This is a genomic window from Janthinobacterium woesei (assembly GCF_051380875.1).
Classification (GTDB): domain Bacteria; phylum Pseudomonadota; class Gammaproteobacteria; order Burkholderiales; family Burkholderiaceae_D; genus Janthinobacterium.
This window is the reverse complement of record NZ_JBNYXW010000012.1, coordinates 1-18610: the sequence shown is the minus strand read 5'-3', so window position 1 is coordinate 18610 and position 18610 is coordinate 1. Positions and strand designations below refer to the sequence as shown.

General features: G+C 59.7%; 27 protein-coding genes. 20 read left to right on the top strand and 7 right to left on the bottom strand.

Annotated features, from left to right (window positions below; translation table 11 throughout):
- Positions 1 to 32: 32 nt before the first annotated feature.
- The 7 genes from ACQ4W6_RS15250 to ACQ4W6_RS15220 are packed head-to-tail and all read left to right on the top strand — an operon-like array spanning position 33 to position 8262.
- Positions 33 to 1208: a phage tail sheath protein gene (locus ACQ4W6_RS15250; protein WP_436568021.1), complete on the top strand. Its 1176-nt coding sequence runs from the start codon at positions 33 to 35 to the stop codon at positions 1206 to 1208.
- A gap of 51 nt (positions 1209 to 1259) precedes the next feature.
- Positions 1260 to 1769 carry a phage major tail tube protein gene (locus tag ACQ4W6_RS15245; protein ID WP_436568020.1) on the top strand — a complete coding sequence of 170 codons (510 nt, stop codon included), beginning with the start codon at positions 1260 to 1262 and terminating at the stop codon, positions 1767 to 1769.
- Between the two features lie 45 nt (positions 1770 to 1814).
- A complete protein-coding gene (locus ACQ4W6_RS15240; protein ID WP_436568194.1) occupies positions 1815 to 2117 on the top strand; it encodes a phage tail assembly protein in 303 nt (100 codons plus the stop codon).
- 8 nt (positions 2118 to 2125) lie between these two features.
- Positions 2126 to 2239 (top strand): GpE family phage tail protein, encoded by a 114-nt coding sequence (locus tag ACQ4W6_RS15235; RefSeq protein ID WP_086138177.1) that lies wholly within the window; start codon positions 2126 to 2128, stop codon positions 2237 to 2239.
- The gene (locus ACQ4W6_RS15230) at positions 2240 to 6382 is read left to right on the top strand and encodes a phage tail tape measure protein (RefSeq protein WP_436568019.1); all 4143 of its coding nucleotides are present in this window, start codon (positions 2240 to 2242) and stop codon (positions 6380 to 6382) included. It abuts the gene before it with no gap.
- 12 nt (positions 6383 to 6394) lie between these two features.
- Positions 6395 to 7003, top strand: coding sequence for a phage tail protein (locus ACQ4W6_RS15225; RefSeq protein ID WP_034785845.1), 609 nt, complete (start codon positions 6395 to 6397; stop codon positions 7001 to 7003).
- The gene (locus tag ACQ4W6_RS15220) at positions 7000 to 8262 is read left to right on the top strand and encodes a phage late control D family protein (RefSeq protein ID WP_436568018.1); all 1263 of its coding nucleotides are present in this window, start codon (positions 7000 to 7002) and stop codon (positions 8260 to 8262) included. Before ACQ4W6_RS15225 ends, ACQ4W6_RS15220 begins: the two co-directional genes overlap by 4 nt.
- Before the next feature lie 9 nt (positions 8263 to 8271).
- Here ACQ4W6_RS15220 and ACQ4W6_RS15215 read toward each other — a convergent pair whose 3' ends face one another.
- Entirely contained in the window at positions 8272 to 8712 is a 441-nt protein-coding gene (locus ACQ4W6_RS15215) for a hypothetical protein (protein ID WP_436568017.1), read from the bottom strand.
- Between ACQ4W6_RS15215 and ACQ4W6_RS15210 the strand changes: the two genes are divergently transcribed.
- Positions 8711 to 8950, top strand: a complete 240-nt coding sequence (locus tag ACQ4W6_RS15210; RefSeq protein ID WP_436568016.1) for a hypothetical protein — start codon at positions 8711 to 8713, stop codon at positions 8948 to 8950. The two genes, ACQ4W6_RS15215 and ACQ4W6_RS15210, sit on opposite strands and share 2 nt — an antisense overlap.
- 13 nt (positions 8951 to 8963) lie before the next feature.
- On the opposite strand, the gene ACQ4W6_RS25750 is transcribed toward ACQ4W6_RS15210, so the two are convergent.
- From ACQ4W6_RS25750 to ACQ4W6_RS15195, 4 genes are read right to left on the bottom strand one after another with little or no spacing between them, the layout of a single operon-like run.
- A complete protein-coding gene (locus ACQ4W6_RS25750) occupies positions 8964 to 9338 on the bottom strand; it encodes a YdcA family protein (protein WP_495542723.1) in 375 nt (124 codons plus the stop codon).
- The gene (locus ACQ4W6_RS15205; RefSeq protein ID WP_436568015.1) at positions 9281 to 9841 is read right to left on the bottom strand and encodes a hypothetical protein; all 561 of its coding nucleotides are present in this window, start codon (positions 9839 to 9841) and stop codon (positions 9281 to 9283) included. The genes ACQ4W6_RS25750 and ACQ4W6_RS15205 overlap by 58 nt, the downstream gene beginning before the upstream one ends.
- Before the next feature lie 41 nt (positions 9842 to 9882).
- Positions 9883 to 10290 (bottom strand): hypothetical protein, encoded by a 408-nt coding sequence (locus tag ACQ4W6_RS15200; RefSeq protein ID WP_436568014.1) that lies wholly within the window; start codon positions 10288 to 10290, stop codon positions 9883 to 9885.
- 50 nt (positions 10291 to 10340) lie between these two features.
- Positions 10341 to 10790: a helix-turn-helix domain-containing protein gene (locus ACQ4W6_RS15195; RefSeq protein ID WP_436568013.1), complete on the bottom strand. Its 450-nt coding sequence runs from the start codon at positions 10788 to 10790 to the stop codon at positions 10341 to 10343.
- Positions 10791 to 10879: 89 nt separating this feature from the next.
- Between ACQ4W6_RS15195 and ACQ4W6_RS15190 the strand changes: the two genes are divergently transcribed.
- The 5 genes from ACQ4W6_RS15190 to ACQ4W6_RS15170 all read left to right on the top strand — a co-directional run bounded on the left by ACQ4W6_RS15190 (position 10880) and on the right by ACQ4W6_RS15170 (position 12161).
- Positions 10880 to 11074: a hypothetical protein gene (locus ACQ4W6_RS15190; protein ID WP_436568012.1), complete on the top strand. Its 195-nt coding sequence runs from the start codon at positions 10880 to 10882 to the stop codon at positions 11072 to 11074.
- Positions 11075 to 11084: 10 nt separating this feature from the next.
- Positions 11085 to 11288 carry a hypothetical protein gene (locus ACQ4W6_RS15185; RefSeq protein ID WP_436568011.1) on the top strand — a complete coding sequence of 68 codons (204 nt, stop codon included), beginning with the start codon at positions 11085 to 11087 and terminating at the stop codon, positions 11286 to 11288.
- Between the two features lie 47 nt (positions 11289 to 11335).
- Complete coding sequence (locus tag ACQ4W6_RS15180; RefSeq protein ID WP_436568010.1) at positions 11336 to 11524, top strand: hypothetical protein; 189 nt, start codon at positions 11336 to 11338, stop codon at positions 11522 to 11524.
- On the top strand, positions 11521 to 11781 hold the full coding sequence (locus ACQ4W6_RS15175; RefSeq protein WP_436568009.1) for an Ogr/Delta-like zinc finger protein: 261 nt from the start codon (positions 11521 to 11523) through the stop codon (positions 11779 to 11781). Before ACQ4W6_RS15180 ends, ACQ4W6_RS15175 begins: the two co-directional genes overlap by 4 nt.
- 122 nt (positions 11782 to 11903) lie before the next feature.
- Complete coding sequence (locus tag ACQ4W6_RS15170; RefSeq protein ID WP_436568008.1) at positions 11904 to 12161, top strand: hypothetical protein; 258 nt, start codon at positions 11904 to 11906, stop codon at positions 12159 to 12161.
- Between the two features lie 20 nt (positions 12162 to 12181).
- On the opposite strand, the gene ACQ4W6_RS15165 is transcribed toward ACQ4W6_RS15170, so the two are convergent.
- Complete coding sequence (locus ACQ4W6_RS15165; protein WP_436568007.1) at positions 12182 to 12466, bottom strand: hypothetical protein; 285 nt, start codon at positions 12464 to 12466, stop codon at positions 12182 to 12184.
- Positions 12467 to 12641: 175 nt separating this feature from the next.
- On the opposite strand from ACQ4W6_RS15165, the gene ACQ4W6_RS15160 reads away from it, so the two are divergent.
- The 7 genes from ACQ4W6_RS15160 (at position 12642) to ACQ4W6_RS15130 (ending at position 17296) form a co-directional block, all read left to right on the top strand.
- Positions 12642 to 12995 carry a hypothetical protein gene (locus ACQ4W6_RS15160; protein ID WP_436568006.1) on the top strand — a complete coding sequence of 118 codons (354 nt, stop codon included), beginning with the start codon at positions 12642 to 12644 and terminating at the stop codon, positions 12993 to 12995.
- Positions 12985 to 14835, top strand: coding sequence for a replication endonuclease (locus ACQ4W6_RS15155; RefSeq protein ID WP_436568005.1), 1851 nt, complete (start codon positions 12985 to 12987; stop codon positions 14833 to 14835). The genes ACQ4W6_RS15160 and ACQ4W6_RS15155 overlap by 11 nt, the downstream gene beginning before the upstream one ends.
- Positions 14832 to 14984 carry a hypothetical protein gene (locus tag ACQ4W6_RS15150; protein WP_436568004.1) on the top strand — a complete coding sequence of 51 codons (153 nt, stop codon included), beginning with the start codon at positions 14832 to 14834 and terminating at the stop codon, positions 14982 to 14984. The genes ACQ4W6_RS15155 and ACQ4W6_RS15150 overlap by 4 nt, the downstream gene beginning before the upstream one ends.
- A complete protein-coding gene (locus ACQ4W6_RS15145) occupies positions 14978 to 15208 on the top strand; it encodes a hypothetical protein (RefSeq protein WP_436568003.1) in 231 nt (76 codons plus the stop codon). The genes ACQ4W6_RS15150 and ACQ4W6_RS15145 overlap by 7 nt, the downstream gene beginning before the upstream one ends.
- Positions 15205 to 15516 carry a hypothetical protein gene (locus ACQ4W6_RS15140; RefSeq protein WP_436568002.1) on the top strand — a complete coding sequence of 104 codons (312 nt, stop codon included), beginning with the start codon at positions 15205 to 15207 and terminating at the stop codon, positions 15514 to 15516. The genes ACQ4W6_RS15145 and ACQ4W6_RS15140 overlap by 4 nt, the downstream gene beginning before the upstream one ends.
- Positions 15517 to 15658: 142 nt before the next feature.
- A complete protein-coding gene (locus ACQ4W6_RS15135; protein ID WP_436568001.1) occupies positions 15659 to 16804 on the top strand; it encodes an Arm DNA-binding domain-containing protein in 1146 nt (381 codons plus the stop codon).
- 75 nt (positions 16805 to 16879) lie between these two features.
- Positions 16880 to 17296 carry a hypothetical protein gene (locus tag ACQ4W6_RS15130; RefSeq protein WP_436568000.1) on the top strand — a complete coding sequence of 139 codons (417 nt, stop codon included), beginning with the start codon at positions 16880 to 16882 and terminating at the stop codon, positions 17294 to 17296.
- Positions 17297 to 17923: 627 nt separating this feature from the next.
- Here ACQ4W6_RS15130 and ACQ4W6_RS15125 read toward each other — a convergent pair.
- Positions 17924 to 18610 (bottom strand): IS3 family transposase (locus ACQ4W6_RS15125; protein ID WP_436567999.1); only part of this gene is annotated, 687 nt, incomplete at its 5' end.

Genomic DNA, 18610 nt, shown 5'->3' with positions numbered 1-18610 from the left:
ACCCCCTCACACCAAACAAAGGAATAGAACAAATGGCAACTGATTATCACCACGGCGTGCGCGTCATTGAAATTAACGAGGGTTCGCGCCCCATCCGTACCGTATCGACCGCCGTGCTGGGCCTGATCGCTACCGCCGACGACGCCGATCCGGAAGCTTTCCCGCTCGATACGCCCGTGCTCGTCACCAACGTGCTGGCCGCCATGGGCAAGGCCGGCGAAAGCGGCACCTTGTACCGTGCGCTGGAAGCTATCGCCGCGCAGACCAAGCCCCTGACCATCGTGGTGCGCGTGGCCGAAGGCGAGACGGAAGAGGAAACCGCCAGCAATGCCGTGGGTGGCGTGTCGCCTGACGGCAAATACCTGGGCGCCAAGGCGCTGCTGGCCGCGCAAAGCAAGCTGGGCGTCAAGCCGCGCATCCTGGGCGCGCCGGGCCTGGACACCCAGGCAGTCACCAATGCCCTGGCCAGCGTGGCCCAGCAACTGCGCGCCTTCGTGTATGCCTCGGCCTATGACTGCGCCACCGTCGCGGAGGCCATCACCTATCGCGGCCAGTTCGGCCAGCGTGAAGTCATGGTCATTTGGCCCGACTTCGTCAACTGGGATACCGCCATCGACGCCGAAGCCAATATGTCCGCTGTGGCCTACGCCATGGGCCTGCGCGCCAAGATCGACGAGGAAACGGGCTGGCACAAGACCTTGTCCAACGTGGTCGTCAACGGCCCGAGCGGCATCACCAAGGATGTGTTTTTCGACCTGCAAGACCCCGCCACCGATGCCGGCGTGCTCAATGCCAAGGAAGTGACCACCCTCGTCAACATGGGCGGCTATCGTTTCTGGGGTTCGCGCACTTGCGAAAAACCGGGCGGCTTCTTCTACTTCGAATCCTACACGCGCACGGCCCAGGTGCTGGCCGACACCATCGCCGAAGCGCATTTCGCCTTTGTCGACGTGCCGCTGCATCCCTCCCTGGTGCGCGATCTGCTGGAAAGCATCAATGCCAAGTTCCGCGAATTGAAACGCCAGGGCTACATCATCGATGGCACAGCATGGTACGACGAACAGTACAACGACAAGACGGCGCTGAAAGACGGCAAGCTGGCCATCGATTACGACTACACGCCCGTGCCGCCACTGGAAAACTTGCGGTTCCAGCAGCGCATTACCGACCGCTACCTGGCCGACTTCGCCTCGCGCATCTCGGCGTAACCACCCTCCCTGCCCGCCGCGCGCGGGCGCAATTGAACTCTGGAGAACACTATGGGCCTGCCCCGCAAACTGAAAAACTTCAACTTGTTTCAAAACGGCGTGTCCTTCATGGGCATGGTGCCCGAAGTCACCCTACCCAAGTTGAGCCGCAAAATGGAAGAGTATCGCGCCGCCGGCATGAGCGGCCCGGTGTCGGTCGACTTCGGCAACGAGGCGGTATCGCTGGAATGGAGCGCTGGCGGTCTGATCGGCGAAGCCTTGAAGCAATACGGCGCGCACAGCCACGGCGCCGTGCAGCTACGTTTTGCCGGCGCATACCAGGAAGACGATGACGGCACCGTGGCCGCCGTCGAAGTCGTCGTGCGCGGTCGCTACAAGGAAATTGACATGGGCACGGCCAAAGTGGCCGATGACACCACCCACAAATACACGATGGCCTGCAGCTATTACAAGCTGATGATCGACGGCGCCACCGTCATCGAGCTGGACTTCATGAGCGGCATCGAGAATATCGGCGGCAACGACACCACTGCCGCCATCCGCAAGGCCATCGGCCTGTAATCCACTTTTTATCCACCTTCACTACACCAGGAAAACAACATGAACATCGACAACCAAAACCAAGCCGTCATCACACTGGATGAACCCATCAAACGCGGCGATGACTTCATCACCTCGCTGACCGTGCGCAAGCCCAAGGCGGGCGCCCTGCGCGGTATCTCGCTGATCGAACTGGCCAACCTGAACGTATCGGCCCTGCAGATCGTGCTGCCGCGCATCACCGAGCCAACCTTGACGGCGCACGACATCGCCAGCATGGACCCTGCCGACTTGCTGGCTGTGGGCGCCGAGGTTGCCGGTTTTTTGGCGAGCAAAGCAGATCGCCTTTCGGTATCCCCGGCGAAGTAGAAGACGCCATGGCCGACATTGCCGGCGTTTTTCATTGGACGCCGGCAGCGATGGACGATTTTACGATTAATGAACTGATGGCCTGGCGCGAGCGCGCCAGGCAACGAAGCGGAGCGGAATAAATGGCTGGTCGGGATTTGAAATTACAGGTGGTCTTTTCGGCGCTGGACAAAATCACCGGCCCGCTCAAAAAAATCATTGGCGGCTCCAGTGAGACGGCCAAAGCGCTGAAAGCCACCAGCGACCGCTTGCGCGACCTCAATGCGCAGCAAAAGAACATCGGCAAATTCCGCGAGCTGCATGGCGGCCTGGACGCTACCCGCACCAAGCTGGAAGCGGCCCAGCAGAAAGTGGCCAGCCTGGCCATTAAGATGAAGCAGACGGAAGCGCCCACACGCGCCATGACGCGCGAGTTTAACGCCGCAGTCAAAGCGGCCGGCGCCTTGAAGACCGCCGGCCAGCAACAAAGCCAGCAATTGCAAATCATGCGCGAACGCCTGGCAAGCGCCGGCATCGGCACCAAAGACCTGGCCAACCACGAGCGCACCTTGCGCCGCGAGATCGAGGCCACCAATAAAACCATGACGCTGCAGCAACAAAAGCTGGCCAACGCGGCCGCCAAGCAGCAGCGCGTGACCACCGCCACCCAACATGCCGACAAGCTGCGCAACAAGGCGGGCAACTTGGCCATGGCCGGCGCAGGTGCGACCGCCACGGGCGCAGTCATCGGCGCGCCCGTCGTCAAAGGGCTGAACGAGGCCAAGCATTATCAAACAGAAGTGGGCCGCGTCAACGCGCTGGGCCTGGGTGACAAGGTGTCCGCAGAAGCCGTGGCCTTCGCGCGCAACATGAAAACCTACGGCACCAGCCAGCTCGACAACCTGCAATTGATGCGCGACGGCATGAGCGCCTTTGCAGATGTACACCACGCGGAAATGGTGGCGCCCATCCTGGCCAAGATGAAATTTGCCAACCATGCCTTCTATGGCGAGGCGGAAGGCGCCGACAACGAACGCAAGTTCATGGACATGCTCAAGGTGATCGAGCTGCGCGGTGGCCTGGAGAGCAAGGAAAAGTTCGAAGCCCAGGCCAATATCGTGCAGCAGGTGATTACCGCCACGGGCGGGCGCGTCGGCCCGAATGAATGGCTAAACATGATCAAGACCGGCGGCCTTGCCGCCAAAGGACTCAAAGACGAATCGTTTTACTACCAGATGGAACCTCTTGTGCAGGAAATGGGGGGTAACCGTGTCGGCACATCCCTGATGAGTGCTTACCAGAACTTGTACCAGGGCCGCACTACCAAGCGCTCGGCCAAGAAACTGGAGGAGTTCGGCCTGATCGGCGACAAGAGCAAGGTCAAACATGACAAAGCGGGACAACTTTCTTTCCTCAATCCTGGCGCGCTGCTAGGTTCGGAGCTGTTCCGCGAAAACCAATTCGAGTGGATGGAAAAAGTGTTGTTGCCGCAGTTGGCCAAGAAAGGCATCACGGAAAAGAACCAAGTACTCGATGCCATCGGCAGCATCTTTTCAAACCGCACGGCATCGAACCTACATTCACAGTTTTATTTGCAGCGCGTGCAGATCCACAAAAACGAAAAACTCAACCGTGGCGCCGCCAACATCCCGCAGCTGGAAAAGCTGGGGCGCGACTTGGCGGCCGGTAAGGAGCTGGAAGCACAGTCCAAGCTGGCCGATCTGAAGCTGACCATGGGCGAGAAAATCCTGCCGCTGTACGCGCAAGGGCTGGAAATGGCCATCAGCGCCGTGACGCGGCTCAACGGCTTCATGGAGCGCAACCCCACCGTGGCCAAGGTCATGATTACGGCCTTTGCCGTGCTGGCAGGCCTGCTGCTGGTACTCGGCCCGCTGATGCTGGGCATTGCCGCCCTGATCGGCCCGTATGCCATGCTGCACGTCATGTTTGCCAAGATGGGCGTGACGGGTGGCGTGCTCACGCCCATCCTGCGCGGCCTGGGCGGCGCCTTCATGTGGGCGGGCCGGGCCGTGCTGTGGCTGGGCCGCGCCCTCATGCTCAACCCGATTGGCATCGCCATCACGGTCTTGGCCGGCGCCGCCTTCCTGATCTATAAATATTGGGAGCCGATCAAGGGTTTCTTTACCGGCATCTGGTCGCACGTCAAGACCGCGTTTGCCGGCGGCATCGGCGGCGTCAGCAAGCTGATCGCCAACTGGTCGCCCGTGGGCCTGTTCTATCGAGCCTTCGCGGGCGTGCTGGGCTGGTTCGGCATTGAGCTGCCCGCCAAGTTCACCGACTTTGGCGCCAGCATCCTGCAGCGCATCACCGCGTCCTGGACGCCCATCACCGCCTTCTTTGCCGATATCTGGTCGCGCCTACGCAACGTTTGTGCCGGCGGCATCGGCAACATCACTGCCCTACTTATTAATTGGTCGCCGCTGGGCGTGTTTTACCAAGCGTTTGCAGGCGTGATGGGCTGGTTCGGTATCGAGCTGCCCGCCAAGTTCACCGAGTTCGGCGCCAACATTATGCGCGGCCTGGTCAATGGCATTACCGGCTCCATGGGCACCGTCAAGGATGCCATCAGCAATGCCGGTTCCAGCACCATTGCCTGGTTCAAGGAAAAGCTGGGAATCCACAGCCCGAGTCGCGTATTTGCGCAGCTGGGCGACTACACCATGCAGGGATTGGCGATGGGCTTGGAGCGCAGCGCGGGCGCGTCCATCACTCAAGTCAGCAGCCTTGCCAAGCGCCTGACCCAGATAGGCGCAAGTATCGCCATCGGGGCAGCAGTCGGCCCTGCCGCCGCGCTCAACGTGCAGCCGTCGGTCGATGCACCGGCAACTGGCAATGCCGCACTGCGTCAAGTCACCGGGCTGGCCCGTCAGCCGGCGCAGATCAACCCGGCACCGGCCCCCGCTGCCCCGCTCGATGCGCGCCCCCTGGTTGCGCCGGCGCCAAGCAATGACGCGCTGCGCCAGATCAGCGGACTGAACCGTCAGCGGGAGCATTTCAACGCTGTACCGGCCCCGACCGCGCCGCTCGATGCGCGCCCCCTGGTTACGCCGGCACCAAACAATGACGCCCTGCGCCAAGTCAACGGGTTGGCCCGCCAGCTGGCGCAGATCAATGCGGTACCGACCCCGGCCGCGCCGCTCGATGCGCACCCGCTGATTACGCCGGCACCAAGCAATGACGCGCTGCGCCAGGTCAACGGGCTGGCCCGCCAACTGGCGCAGATCAACGCGGTACCGGCCCCGGCCGCACCGCTCGATGCGCGCCCCCTGATTACGCCGGCACCAAGCAATGACGCCCTGCGTCAAGTCAACGAGCTGGCCCGCCAATTGGCGCAGATGAACGCGGTACCGGCCCCAGCCGCGCCGCTCGATGCGCGCCCCCTGGTTACGCCGGCACCAAGCAATGACGCCCTGCGTCAGGTCAACGGGCTGGCCCGCCAATTGGCGCAGATGAACGCGGTACCGGCCCCAGCCGCGCCGCTCGATGCGCGCCCCCTGGTTACGCCGGCGCCAAGCAATGACGCGCTGCGCCAGGTCAACGGGCTGGCCCGCCAGCTGGCGCAGATCAACGCGGTACCGGCTCCGACCGCACCGCTCGATGCACGCCCCCTGGCTACGCCGGCACCAAGCAATGACGCCCTGCGCCAGGTCAACGTGCTGGCCCGCCAGCTGGCGCAGATCAACACGGTACCGGCCCCGGCCGCACCGCTCGATGTGCGCCCTTTGGTTACGCCAGCACCTATCAATAACGCCCTGCGCCAGGTCAACGGGCTGGCCCGCCAGTTGGCGCAGATCAACGCGCTACCGACCCAGGCCGCACCGCTCGATGTGCGCCCCCTGGTTACGCCGGCACCAGGCAATGACGCGCTGCGCCAAGTCAACGGGCTGGCCCGCCAACTGGCGCAGATCAACACGGTACCGGCCCCGGCCGCGCCGCTCGATGCGCGCCCCCTGGTTATGCCGGCGCCAAGCAATGACGCGCTGCGCCAGGTCAGCGGCCTGGCCCGGCAGCTGGCACCACTCGGTGCCGGAATGAATATTGATGATGGGGGGCCTGCTCCAGCTATAGCGTTCGATACCCGGCCGCCGGTGACGGCGCGTGGCCAAGCCGCCAGCTACGACAGCCACGACACAATTCAAATTCACATTGCCACGGCACCCGGCATGGACCCGCAAGCCATCGCGCGCGCCGTGAATATGGCTCTGGAACAGCGCGACCGCGAAAAGGTGGCACGCATGCGCTCGGCCCTGTATGACCGCGAATAAAGGAAGCACACCATGATGATGATTTTAGGAATGTTCGTTTTCAGCTTACCGACGCTGGCCTATCACGAGCTGCAGCGGCAAACGGAATGGAAGCACGCCAGCACGGCCCGCGTGGGCCTGCGCGACGCGCATCAATATGTCGGGCCAGGTGACGACACCATCACCCTGTCGGGCTGGGTGGCGCCGGAACTGACCGGTTCCCTGTATTCGCTCGATGCGCTGCGCATGATGGCCGACACGGGTAAATCGTGGATTCTGATCCAGGGCACCGGCCGCATTCTCGGTTCCTACCGCATCACGAGCATGACGGAGGGGCGCAGCATCCTGGACGGCAGCGGCGGCGCGCGCCGCGTCGAGTTCTCGATTGCGCTCAAGCGCGACGACGACGGCGTGCTGGCCATGGTCGGCCTGGGCGACATCGGCGACCTGAAAAACATGCTCAGCATCGACGGCATGACCAGCAGCATTGCCGGCGCGGCCAAGAATGCCGTGGGCAGCGTCGTGGGCAATGTGGTCGGCGGCATCACGTCGAAATACGGCGGCGTCGTTAGCGAGATGAAAGACAAGATCGGCGGCAGCATCAGCGGCGCCATCGGCAGCGCGGCGGACAAGTTCAAATGAGCGACCATATCCCCGCCTTCAAGGTCAGCATCGAGGACAAGGATTTGACCGCCATCGTCTCGCCGCGGCTGATCAACTTGACGTTGACCCTGTGCCGTGGCGACGAGAGCGACCAGCTCGATATTTCTCTGGACGACAGCGACGGCAAGCTGGCCATGCCGCCGCGCGGCGCGCAGATCGCCCTGGCGCTGGGCTGGCAAGCCAGCGGCCTGGTGGACATGGGCAAGTTCACCGTGGACGAGGTGGAGCACAGCGGTGCGCCCGACACCATCACCCTGCGCGCCAGGTCGGCAAACCTGATCGACACCTTCAAACAGCAGCAAGAACGCAGCTTTCACAAAACCACCTTGGGTGCCATCATCGAGGCGATTGCCTTCCAGAACGAGCTGGCTTCGGGCATCTCGGTGCGTCTGCGCGATATCGCCATCGAGCACATCGACCAGACCCACGAAAGCGACGCGGCCTTCCTGCGCCGCCTGGGCAAGAAATACGATGCCGTGGCCACCGTCAAGAACGACACCTTGCTATTCATCCCCATCAACCAAAGCCGCACCGCCAGCGGCAAGGCGCTACCCGTCATCCCCATCACGCGCGCACTGGGCGACGGTCACCGCTACCACAGCGCCGAAAGCGATTCCTACACCGGCGTGCGCGCCTTCTGGCACGACGAGCGCTACGCGCGCCGCCGTAGCGTCGTGGCGGGTGTGGCCGGCAACAGCAAGCGCCTGCGCACCACCTTTGCCAGCGAAATTGACGCGCGCACGGCGGCCGTGGCTGAATGGCAGCGCATCCAGCGCGGTCTGGCAACCTTTGAAATGAGCCTTGCCCTGGGCAACCCCGCCGTGTTTCCGCAATCGCCCGTGACGGTAAAAGGCTTCAAGCCTGAGATCGACGCCACAGAGTGGCTATCGGTCAAGGTCACGCATAGCCTGGGCGGCAGCGGCTTTACCACGCGTGTAGAGTTTGAAACCAAAACCGAGGCGGTCGAGGCCGAGCGCGAAGTGGAAACGGACCCCGACGCGGGTATCACGGGCGTGGTGGCCAAGTGGAAGGATGTGGCGGCGAAGAAGAAGAAAACGGGCCAGGAGATGGCCGGCAAAAAAGACAAGGTCAAGACACTGGAGCACCTTTACAAAAGCAAAAGCAGCGCCATGCGGGCAGCGAAGTATGCGTGGCGGGACATCGGGGAGGTGCGCGCCATCATCAGGGAGAACAGCGAGGAGCCTTGGAAGCCGGAAGAGGCAGACTCCAAGGATTAGGCAGGTAAACTATGGCAGGATCACGGTTTTCACGCAAACACTCAAGACCTCACTCGCAATACTCTTGAGCGTTTCCATCGTTCCGGCCTTCACTGACTGAACCAATCGTTCGCCCAGCGTGGCTCGGGTGGCAAGACTATCGGGAACAGCCTTCAGCGCCGCAAGGCCTTTCTCGCTGAGTGCCGCCCCGGAAAATCCAGTGTTTGTCTTGCTATGAGGACGCACAGCGATATATCCCTCTTGTACAAGCCAGGCGGCTGTGTAAACGAACGCCTCCGCCTGTGGCGTCAGTTTCGCCCCGGTAAAGCTGCGAGCATCGTATACAGCGGCCTCACCACCGTCGAGAAAGCGCCGCGCATCTAGCAAGATCGGCTTAGGGAAATTTTCATACAACTTAGCAAAAATTCGCCCTGTTAATTCATCAAATGCATCAATATTGGAGAGTGTCATGATCGATAAAAATTTAGAAGAAATTGAACGCCATGAGGACGAGATTTGCAATCATATTCGTCGCCAGATACTTGGGCTGTCGGATCAAGTCCGCTCCAAAGAAACCTGGCATAAGATTTTGGCAGGTGCCGATCCTGAGGCCATTGCAAACGCTCTCAGTAGGCAACTCACGCATTTCAACTATCAGGAAGTGCCGCGCTGCAAATGTCGTGGAAAGTGCAGCTATTCGTGTACTTGAAGTAAGGCAGAAATCAGCGGCGCCGGTAACTCTTGGCGCCGCTATCGCTCAAGCAATACTCGCCACCACGCGGCCCGATGCAATAATTGCCGCTGCGGCAGGTGCAGCCAGAAGCATCGGCCACCGGCTCCTTTGCTGGCTTGGCTGGCTTGCCAGTGGCGGAGCAGATTTTTTTCGACGCGCTGATCGAACCATCATTGCAGACGAAGGTTGCGCCATCACAATTGGAAACGCCCCCTTTGCTGCCAGAGCATGGCGTGTTGGCGGCTAGCAGAGGGACGCATGCCAACAGGCATGCAGTAAAAAGCAATTTCTTGATGAGTGAAAATCTCAATTTATCACTCCTGTGGTCCAGCGGGGCACCCCGTCCATGCCGTTGTTCATACACTCACGTATCGTTCCATTCGGCATCCTGTTGGAACTGCCAATCGAGTATGCCTTGCCGTCGATGAAGCAGCGTGTCTCGGCAGAAGATTTCGATGCAGTATCGACAGTGGAAGGCAGCAACAGCCAGCCGCAAAGCAAGATCGCCCCCAGCAGCAATGCCCACTGCGCCACGACCATCGCCCGCACCAGCTTGATATCTGCTGCTTGCCGCGCGCAGAAAGCGCACGGTATCGCCGCCATGTATTTGTCGCAAGGGAATGCATTCATGCTGGCCGCACCAAGATTATTCGGCAACACACGGTAGACATCCAGCGTTGGCCCTCCGTCCCGTGCAACCCACGCCTTGACCTTCGCCGTTACATCTTGCCGCTGTAACTTCGTCAGCGCCTGGAATTCAATACGCGCACCACAGACCGCTTTGCTTTGACGCGCCACCTCAATGACATTGCCGACAACTACCTGCGAGACGTTCCCGTAAAAAGCTATGACTTCCTTGCAAGACATTTTTTCAGCGTCTCCAAAACTTTTAACATTACACTATCAATCTAGCCTTTAAAATCACATCGATTCGTCATCAACCAGTAAGCGGTTCGCGTCTGCGGGATGATTTTTTTTCCACGAATTACATACGAGGCGCGGCCGCCACTGATTGGGCAAATCGCTTTCACGACCTGGTTCGGCTCGTTCAAGAAAATATCAATCACTTCGTCACCTGCGAGAAAATAAGGCGGTTCATCCTCGCCTTTCCCAACTTTCCCGATTTTGATGTACTCCACAGTCATTCCGACCTTTGGCAGACGTTCAGCGAGGTTTTTGTAAGTAAGATCTTTGTCCGTCACGGGAATTCTCGCCAAGGCAGCTTTAATTTTTTTTGTATCAGTAGTTGATTCATCTGCAAAAGCGGACGAGATAGGCAGGGCCGCGAATAGTACGGCGATCAATATGGACTTCATTTTTTTTCACTAGTTTGAATTAAGTACGATCCACAAGGCAGACCTTGCAATCATTTTTTCTTGTTGCCAAGGTTGAATGTCTGCTTTCCGGTGACATCGCCAGTTACCTGTTGGCCGACCTTGCCATGAAAAACGACCGTGGGCTTGGCTGACTCGGGCTTCGACTTCAAAGACATTTCATCGGCATGCGCTGGCTCTACGATACCTTCAATAAGACCAAGCACGCGGGCCTTACTGCGTACGTCAAGCCGTCGATAGCCGATCAACAGTTCATTCTCATCAGAGGGCAAAGCCGAGGTCGAGTACCCACCCGTTAGCAAATAAAGCACATCCACGCCAGCATCTGCTATTGCTGCCAAGTAATCAGAGTCAGGGGTTCGGGAACCATTCTCATAGTTGAATTGCGCTCCTTTTTTTACACCACCGAGAGCCGCGAACTCATCTTGATTCAAGCCAAGGCGCTTACGCTCTTCTTTAAGACGTTCAAAAAAATACTTCATTTGAGTAAAAAAACCCTTATAAATCACTCAAATGAGTGATATAGTTACGCCATCCTGTAGCGATTACACATCATAACATTATGAATAACATGTCAAAAACCGGCCGCACCACGAAGGGGGTCACTTCTCAGCCACTCGGCGTCCGTCTGGCGCCTGATGAGGTGCTGGAAGTTGAGCGCTATGCGAAAGAGCTGGAACGCTCCCGCGCCTGGTTTTTGCGCTTCCTGATCTTGCGTGGCCTCGCCGACTACAAGCGCGAACTCGCATCCAAAACCCAAAACTAAGGACCACGTCATGTACCCCGATGCAAAACGTATCCGCAGCCACCGCGTCATGCTGCGCCTGGACGATTACGAGCACCAGCTGGTTTCCTCGCTCGCCGACTACCAAGGCGAAGCGCTTGCCGTGCTGGTGCGTCAGATCGTCATGCGTGAAGCCTTGACCGTTATTGCCGCCGATGAAGCCAACATCGACAGCGTACAGCTTCGCGGTGCTTAATCCGAGACACTGAATAGTAACTTTTGAGCAACTGCAAAGCTTCCCACATGCCAGATCACCAAATTACTCTCAATGACGACGAGCGCGCGCTGCTGGAAATCGTGCGCCAGCGCCAAGGGTTGGCCAGTATCGAGCAAGCAGCTGAATGGCTCATCAAGTCGCGCTTGCGCAAGCAGGCGAAAAACATGACGGGGCGCGGTCGCGCCCTGTACCAAGTGGAAAGAAAGCTGAAATGAGAGTCATCGGCCTGCCCTGCCCGCATTGCGAATACACCGTCCGCGCCGTCAAAAGCCGCACGATGTCGGCCATGTTCAAGGAAATCACCTACATGTGCCAGAACCCCGACTGCGGGCATGTCTTCGTGGCAGGCCTGGAAGTGCTGCGCACCCTCTCGCTGTCCGCCGTGGCCAAGCCTGACATCCGCATTCCAATGTCACAGCATGCGCGTGTGGCGGCCACCAATCAGCTGGCCTTTGATTTGACGGCGTGCTGACGATGGCCTTGACGCTCCAAGTACCGCCGTAACCCGGCCCCTATAACACCTCCCTTTGCTGTGCCCTGCTGCGCTCCTTTTTGAGCGTGCGGGATTCGTTCAACCTGAAATAAGGAAAGTCGATGTCAAACAGTCTTCAAACGCTTAAAACCGTCACCTTGTCGCATGAGTCCGTACTCGTCGCGTTGTGCGCGCTGGGTCGTCAGCGAAGCGAAGATCAGAACCTGCTGTTGATCTGCGGGGAGGCTCAGCGTGCTTGGGTGGAAAAGGAAATCGCCATAACCGATGCGGCGATCACTGCCCTGAGCGCCGCGACCTACAGCGAAGAAAAAACCGCTGCCCATATATCCAAAGATATGGATAAAGGAGTCGCAGCATGAGTATTAAAAAATCTGGTGAATTACTTCACCGGCTCGAAGCCAATTGCTCGCATGGCGCCGATAACAACCTGCCGAAACTCTGGATGCGGCTTCGTCGTCTCGATCTGGTTGAGCAACGAAAACAGCTCGTTAGCGCAGTCCTCTATTTCGTCGACACCCATTCCGTCAGTGAAGATACTGGCGATGGAGCCGCCCACGGCGTAAAGCCCGTCAAGCGTATCTGGACTGGCTTCGTGAGGAGCAGCAGCTCCCTTCAACTGCTTCATCGCGTTCGCTGCCGCGAGTTTTTTGGATGCACCCATCATGTTTCCCTGTGTAAATTGGGGATCGTAGCATGAGCAACCAGTCCAAGTATTTTGCCAAGGAAGGGGCACGCTAATGCTGCGCCTGGCCAAAACCTGCGGCGTCTGGCTGCTGTCGCTCCTGATCGTCATCACCCCCGCGCTGCTGCAGGCCATCGGCGCCATCAAGGACTGAGCCATGCCGGCGTCCCTTATCGACAATCACCTGTCCTTCCAGCCTGCCGCCGAAATTCTGGCGGCGCGCGCGAAGGATGTGCCGACGCCACCCGGCGCCGAGCATGCACGGGCCGCCATCGCCGAAGCCAAGGCGTCGCTGCGCAGCATCAAGCCGCGCAACATGGCGCCGTTCATCGCCCAGGCTTGGGGCTTGTCGCCACGTGGTGCGCGCCGCTCCGTGCTGATCGCTGCCGGCATGGACGCCGACCGCTGGGAATCGCCCATCCACTCCTTTACCGAAGAAGAGCGCATCGAACTACGCGCCGCCACTTCTGCCGCCATCCGTGTGTACGAAAGACTGTTGAATGCAATCTAAACAAATCCTGCTGCCTGCCGCCCAGCGTCACGAAGCCTTCCTGCAATCTAAACAATTCGCGCCCGAACTGGCACGCATTCCGTTCAAATGGCGCAAGCGCGTCATCACGGCGGCCATAGCGAAGATGGCGTGGTCGTCCTGGTACAAAATCTATGAGTCCATCGCCACCAGTTTTGTGCGCGAATTCGCCGAACAGTACGTGCCGGCCGGCGTCGACCTGTCGCAGAGCGATGCCGACATCGTGGCCACCGCCGAACGCGCGGCCGCTGGCGTCACCAAAATGCTGTGGATGGCCGTGTCCGACACGCACGCCCTGCAGATCATGGAAGACGAATGCGCCTCGTATGGCATCGAGCTGCCTGAGTTTGACGAATTGGCCGACACCATCGCCCGCCTGGTGGATGCACGCTGGTGGCGCCGCCAACTGCGCAAGCGCGTCAAGCGCGCTTTCGAAGCCGGCAATATCCGCCTGGGCTATGTGAACTATCGCGCCGAACCCTACGCCAGCAACGACGCCGTGCTGTCGCGCCTGGCGCAGAACCGCCGCAACGCGGCAGCGCTGGCCGCCACCCTGGTGCAGAACGAGAACGGCCAGCAATTCAGCATCGCCGAGCTGGCCGAGAAAACCACCGCAAACAAGGCCATCCGGCGCGGCGAACTGATGTTGCGCATCAACGGCTTTGAACAGATCGCCCGCGAATGTGGCGACCAGGGCATTTTCATCACCTGGACGTGCCCATCGCGCTTTCACGCCATGCAGCACAGTGGTAGGCCGAACGACAAGTTCGACGGCTCCACGCCGCGCGAGGCCAATGCCTACCTGGGCAAGATGACATCGCTGTGCCGTTCCGCGCTGGCGCGCCGTGGCATCGGCCTGTACGGCTTTCGCATCGCCGAGCCGCACCACGATGGCTGCCCGCATTGGCATCTGCTGCTGTTCGTGCGCCCGACCGCGAAATACAAAACGGCCCACCTGCAGGACGTGGCCGGCCGCGCCATCCGCATCATGAAGCGCTACGCCTGGCGCGTGGACCGTGGCGAACCGGGTGCCTTCGCGCGCCGCCTGGACGTGAAACGCATCGACTGGGCCAAGGGCAGCGCCGCCGGCTACATCGCCAAGTACGTGGCCAAGAACATCGACGGCGTGGCCGAGCACAAGACCAAAGAGGGCTATGTCGTCACGCCGGACGCGGACGGCGACATCGAGCTGACGCCATCGGCGCGCGTGGAGTCCTGGGCCGCGTGCTGGGGCATCCGTCAATTCCAGCAGTGGGGCGGCGCCCCCGTCACCGTATGGCGCGAATTGCGCCGGATCGAGAAAAGCATGGTCAACGAAGCACCGGCCACCATGCTCCGCGCCTGGACCGCCGTGCAAAAGATCGACGGCGAAAAGCGCGCCTGCTGGGCCGAATACCTACGCGCCCAGGGCGGCGCCCTGGTGCCGCGCAAGGAGCTGGCCATCACCCTGGCCAAGGACGAAAAGACCGTCATCGGCCGCTACGGCGAAACACAGCGCATCACGCCCTACGGCGTGCGCTGCAGCGACCTGATCGGCGTGGTCTTCAAATCCGTGCGCCATACGTGGACGCCCGTGCAAGCCACAGGTGGGCGTGGGGTGGCTGTTGGGGTTGCCGTTCCTCGGACTCGTGTAAATAACTGTACGCACCCCGACCGACCGGCCCCTGCCAGGCCGCCGGCGCCGCCACCGGCCGCGCCCGAATTCAACCTGTCCGACCAGGACAAGGCCAGCGTCATCGCCGCCTGGGCAGCAGTGGGTGCCTGCCCGTATCCGCGGCTGATTGTCCCGGACAGTCCGCCCCATGCCGGGGCCGGCACATGAGCACCTTTGCCGTGACCGTTCGCACGCAAACCGAACGCTTTGATTTTTTTGAGGTTGCCGCGTCTAGCGGCGACGTGATCGACGCTGCCATCGACCGCTACGGCGTGTGCGGCGTTACCGCCAAACTGAAAGGAACTCCGCAATGCTGAACAATCCAACCAACCTGCAGCAGCAAGTCGCCCGTGGCGACCAGGTGACATTCGATTCCGACGAAGGCTACCAGGCCGGCGTGGTGACCGACCTGCGCCGCGACGTGGGTAATGGCCAGCTGCACGCCTGGGTCGAGCTCGATCACCAGTGGCCCGGCATGTTCCGCGCCGTGCCGCTGTCGGCCATCGTTTCCAGCCGCCCTGCCTTGCCGGTGGCAGCATGATCGCCAACCCAGCACAAACCGAGCGCCACCACCTGGCCAACCAGGCCGCGCCCGTGTACTCGCTGGTGCGCAAGCGCTGCGCCTGCGGCAAGGCCAGCACGGCGCGCAAGCTGGCGCAGCATGGCCACTGCGTGTCTTGCATGCGGCAGATCACAGCCACGCAGACGGATGCGTACAAAGAATTCTGCCGACTGCGTGATTACCGTAAGCCCGGCGTTGAAGTACCGCAGTACACGGAAGCAGAAGCGTTTGCTTTAGCGATACAGACTCGTTCAAAAAATAGGGGAAAGACATGCTCCGCTACATGACCATACCAAAGTTCTCAAGCGAATCCGGGTACACCCCGGACGCGATCAGAACAAAGATACGGGACGGTATCTGGCCGAAAGACGCAATCTGGATCAAGGCACCAGACAATCGAATTTTAATTGACGTGAAAGGATACGAAACATGGGTAGAGACGGGCGAGGTGTTAAAGCTGCATCGGAAAGCAGCATCGAAATCACCTTCATGTATCGCGGCACCAGGTGCCGGGAAAGGATCGCGCTCAAGCCCACCTCCGCTAATCTGAAACGGGCCGAGAATCACCGAGCGGCAATCCTGCACGCAATCGCCACCAACAGCTTTGACTATGCTGCCACCTTTCCGCAGTCGTCCAATGCCGTCAAGTTTGCGGACCAGGTGGGCGACGTCCAGACCATCGAGGCGTATCTGGACAAATGGCTGGACAGACAAAAAAAGCACCTCAAGGCCAGCACGTACAACGGCTATCGCAAGATCGTCGTTGGCCAGCTGATTCCGTGGTTCGGCACCATCATGCTGTCGGCGTTGCGCAAGAAGGACGTGCGGGCAAAGCTGGAGCCCATGAACGCGACCAACAAGACCATGGCCAACATCCAGAGCGTGCTGCGCAAGGCACTGGACGATGCGATAGAGGACGAGCTGATCGAGATCAATCCTCTGGCGCGATGGTGCTATTCCACGGTTGAGGCGCCGCAGTCGAAAGACGACATCGACCCATTCACGAAAGAGGAGCAGGCGGCGATCCTGGCGCAAGCAACCGGCCAGGGGCGCAACCTGCTGCAGTTTGCCTTCTGGACTGGCCTGCGCACGTCCGAGCTAGTAGCCCTCGATTGGGCAGACGTCGACTTCGTGCGTGGCGTCGTGATGGTGACGCGCGCCCTCACCCAGCACTCCAAGGCGGCGGAGAGCACCAAGACCAACGCCGGCCGCCGCGAGGTCAAGCTGCTGGAGCGCGCCATGCATGCACTGCAGGAACAAAAAGCATTCACCTGGGCGAAGGGCGAGGAAGTGTTTCAAAATCCGCGTCTGGAACGGCGCTGGGAGGGTGACCAGCCGATACGCAAGACACTATGGACCGGCATTCTGCAAAACGCTGGCGTGCGGTATCGCAACCCTTATCAAACGCGACACACCTATGCCAGCATGATGCTGTCGGCCGGCGAGCACCCTATGTGGGTGGCAAAACAGATGGGGCATGCTGACTGGACGATGATTGCCCGGGTTTATGGTCGATGGATGCCTGATGCAGATCAAACTGCTGGATCAAAAGCAGAAAATATTTTTGGAGCTTAACTAGGTAAAGACTGCCAAATTGTTGGTTAAATTGTTATACAATTTGCCGCACATCAACCAATATCAGGAAAATAAATGAGCAATCGTAATGATGACAGCGCCGTTTTTCTCGTGGTCATCGCAATTATCGCAGTATGCGTGGTGGGGTACCAATTTGTGAAGAGTGTTGGCGAGACCATCGGATTACCACCTGGCCCAACCGCCTGGATATTGTTCGGGGTCGCATGCCTGATCAGTGGGTTGCTTTACGCCTGGGCACGTGGGCACCGGGTAGGCAACTGGACTTTATGGTTAGTAACCGGCACATTTGTGTTCTTCATCCCCGCCTTAGACTACTGGTCACTAGACACAGTGAGCAAGATGGCGGTCGATTCAAGCTGGTCACATGGAGACCTTATACACGCTTGGTATGGCAAAAAATGGGCGCAGGCAATAATGTTCACGTCCATGTTAGGTATTGCCGCCTTCGCTCAATATCGTGACAGCGACTAGCAAGATTACTTTCGGTTCGGAGCACGAGCTGTCTACGTCCTGCCTTTACTTCGTCTTTTCTCATTGAGGCTACTGTCATCAACAAAGACAGATTGTCGGTATTTTGACAGTGAAACCGTTAAGACAGCTAAGAAACCAAGGTTTACGGTAGGTTCGATTCCCGCCGTCTCCACCACTGAATAAATAAAAGGGCTTCCCCGTTTTGGCGGGGAAGCCCTTTTTATTTATTTCATGCATGCAGAGCGCGGGTATCGAATCCGCGTCCGGCACGGGCGCGGGGGTTTTGCGGGACTTCGGCGAGCACGGCTCGCCGCCGCAAAACCGGGTTGCGCTTGCAAGCGCAACCCTCTCCGATTCGTCTGACTGGCTCTTGCGCCGCAGGCCATTTTTCCTAAAGAAACATCAACGGCCCAGGTCGTGCCTGAATGGCAGACGCGACCCCACCTCGTGACCCCACCTCGAGAGAAAACAGCGAGGAGCCACAAAACTCAAATACGGGGACCTAATGGCAGCGCCGATATGTGCAGGGCGGGAGCAGCCGGTCATTGAGTGAATCGACCACCAAGATCGGCATTTCTGCGGAATAAAACGTTGCGGCAGCGGCCCTCCCTTGGCGATGTGCTGTGGTCAAGTAATTCCGGACACAACGATAGGTTCGCGTGCTGCCATTTTCCGTTCATAGACGGTGGGCGGCAGATTGCCCAGTGCTGAATTGATACGCTTGCAGTTGTAGAAGCCGACGATGTAATCGGTGATGTCGGCCTTGGCTTCAGCATGGTTGGCATATTGGCGCTGCCACACGCGCTCCATTTTCAAGTTCAGGAAGAAGCGTTCGGCCACGGCGTTATCCCAGCAGTTTCCCTTACGGCTCATGCTGCAAACGAAGCCATGTCGGGCCAGCATGTCCTGGTACAGCGCGCTGGCATATTGGCTGCCCCGATCCGAATGCACGATCAATCCCGGCGTCGGCTGTCGTTGCCCGATGGCCATGCTTAATGCATCGCAGACCAGCTTGGCAGGCATGCTCGGCGCCATCGCCCAACCGACCACTTTGCGCGCGTACAGATCCAGCACGGTGGCAAGGTACAGCCATCCGGCGCCGGTCCGAATATAGGTGATATCGCTGACGTAAGCGAGGTTCGGCGCGGCCGGATTGAATTGCCGGTTCAGCACATTGGCAGCGACCGGCAAGCCGTGTTTGCTGTCTGTCGTATGCACAAATTTGCGCTTCCAGACCGGCTTCAAAGCCGCCTGGCGCATCAGACGGCGCACCTTGTAGCGTCCGATGCGCAAACCTGCGTTGGCCATGGCCGT

What these genes read in the sequence shown, in the direction of transcription:
- ACQ4W6_RS15250 (WP_436568021.1), top strand. Translation starts at nt 33, where the DNA reads ATGGCAACTGATTATCACCACGGCGTGCGCGTCATTGAAATTAACGAG.
- ACQ4W6_RS15245 (WP_436568020.1), top strand. Translation starts at nt 1,260, where the DNA reads ATGGGCCTGCCCCGCAAACTGAAAAACTTCAACTTGTTTCAAAACGGC.
- ACQ4W6_RS15235 (WP_086138177.1), top strand. Translation starts at nt 2,126, where the DNA reads ATGGCCGACATTGCCGGCGTTTTTCATTGGACGCCGGCAGCGATGGAC.
- ACQ4W6_RS15230 (WP_436568019.1), top strand. Translation starts at nt 2,240, where the DNA reads ATGGCTGGTCGGGATTTGAAATTACAGGTGGTCTTTTCGGCGCTGGAC.
- ACQ4W6_RS15225 (WP_034785845.1), top strand. Translation starts at nt 6,395, where the DNA reads ATGATGATGATTTTAGGAATGTTCGTTTTCAGCTTACCGACGCTGGCC.
- ACQ4W6_RS15220 (WP_436568018.1), top strand. Translation starts at nt 7,000, where the DNA reads ATGAGCGACCATATCCCCGCCTTCAAGGTCAGCATCGAGGACAAGGAT.
- ACQ4W6_RS15210 (WP_436568016.1), top strand. Translation starts at nt 8,711, where the DNA reads ATGATCGATAAAAATTTAGAAGAAATTGAACGCCATGAGGACGAGATT.
- ACQ4W6_RS15215 (WP_436568017.1), bottom strand. Translation starts at nt 8,712, where the DNA reads ATGACACTCTCCAATATTGATGCATTTGATGAATTAACAGGGCGAATT.
- ACQ4W6_RS15205 (WP_436568015.1), bottom strand. Translation starts at nt 9,841, where the DNA reads ATGTCTTGCAAGGAAGTCATAGCTTTTTACGGGAACGTCTCGCAGGTA.
- ACQ4W6_RS15200 (WP_436568014.1), bottom strand. Translation starts at nt 10,290, where the DNA reads ATGAAGTCCATATTGATCGCCGTACTATTCGCGGCCCTGCCTATCTCG.
- ACQ4W6_RS15195 (WP_436568013.1), bottom strand. Translation starts at nt 10,790, where the DNA reads ATGAAGTATTTTTTTGAACGTCTTAAAGAAGAGCGTAAGCGCCTTGGC.
- ACQ4W6_RS15190 (WP_436568012.1), top strand. Translation starts at nt 10,880, where the DNA reads ATGTCAAAAACCGGCCGCACCACGAAGGGGGTCACTTCTCAGCCACTC.
- ACQ4W6_RS15185 (WP_436568011.1), top strand. Translation starts at nt 11,085, where the DNA reads ATGTACCCCGATGCAAAACGTATCCGCAGCCACCGCGTCATGCTGCGC.
- ACQ4W6_RS15180 (WP_436568010.1), top strand. Translation starts at nt 11,336, where the DNA reads ATGCCAGATCACCAAATTACTCTCAATGACGACGAGCGCGCGCTGCTG.
- ACQ4W6_RS15175 (WP_436568009.1), top strand. Translation starts at nt 11,521, where the DNA reads ATGAGAGTCATCGGCCTGCCCTGCCCGCATTGCGAATACACCGTCCGC.
- ACQ4W6_RS15170 (WP_436568008.1), top strand. Translation starts at nt 11,904, where the DNA reads ATGTCAAACAGTCTTCAAACGCTTAAAACCGTCACCTTGTCGCATGAG.
- ACQ4W6_RS15165 (WP_436568007.1), bottom strand. Translation starts at nt 12,466, where the DNA reads ATGATGGGTGCATCCAAAAAACTCGCGGCAGCGAACGCGATGAAGCAG.
- ACQ4W6_RS15160 (WP_436568006.1), top strand. Translation starts at nt 12,642, where the DNA reads ATGCCGGCGTCCCTTATCGACAATCACCTGTCCTTCCAGCCTGCCGCC.
- ACQ4W6_RS15155 (WP_436568005.1), top strand. Translation starts at nt 12,985, where the DNA reads ATGCAATCTAAACAAATCCTGCTGCCTGCCGCCCAGCGTCACGAAGCC.
- ACQ4W6_RS15150 (WP_436568004.1), top strand. Translation starts at nt 14,832, where the DNA reads ATGAGCACCTTTGCCGTGACCGTTCGCACGCAAACCGAACGCTTTGAT.
- ACQ4W6_RS15145 (WP_436568003.1), top strand. Translation starts at nt 14,978, where the DNA reads ATGCTGAACAATCCAACCAACCTGCAGCAGCAAGTCGCCCGTGGCGAC.
- ACQ4W6_RS15140 (WP_436568002.1), top strand. Translation starts at nt 15,205, where the DNA reads ATGATCGCCAACCCAGCACAAACCGAGCGCCACCACCTGGCCAACCAG.
- ACQ4W6_RS15135 (WP_436568001.1), top strand. Translation starts at nt 15,659, where the DNA reads ATGGGTAGAGACGGGCGAGGTGTTAAAGCTGCATCGGAAAGCAGCATC.
- ACQ4W6_RS15130 (WP_436568000.1), top strand. Translation starts at nt 16,880, where the DNA reads ATGAGCAATCGTAATGATGACAGCGCCGTTTTTCTCGTGGTCATCGCA.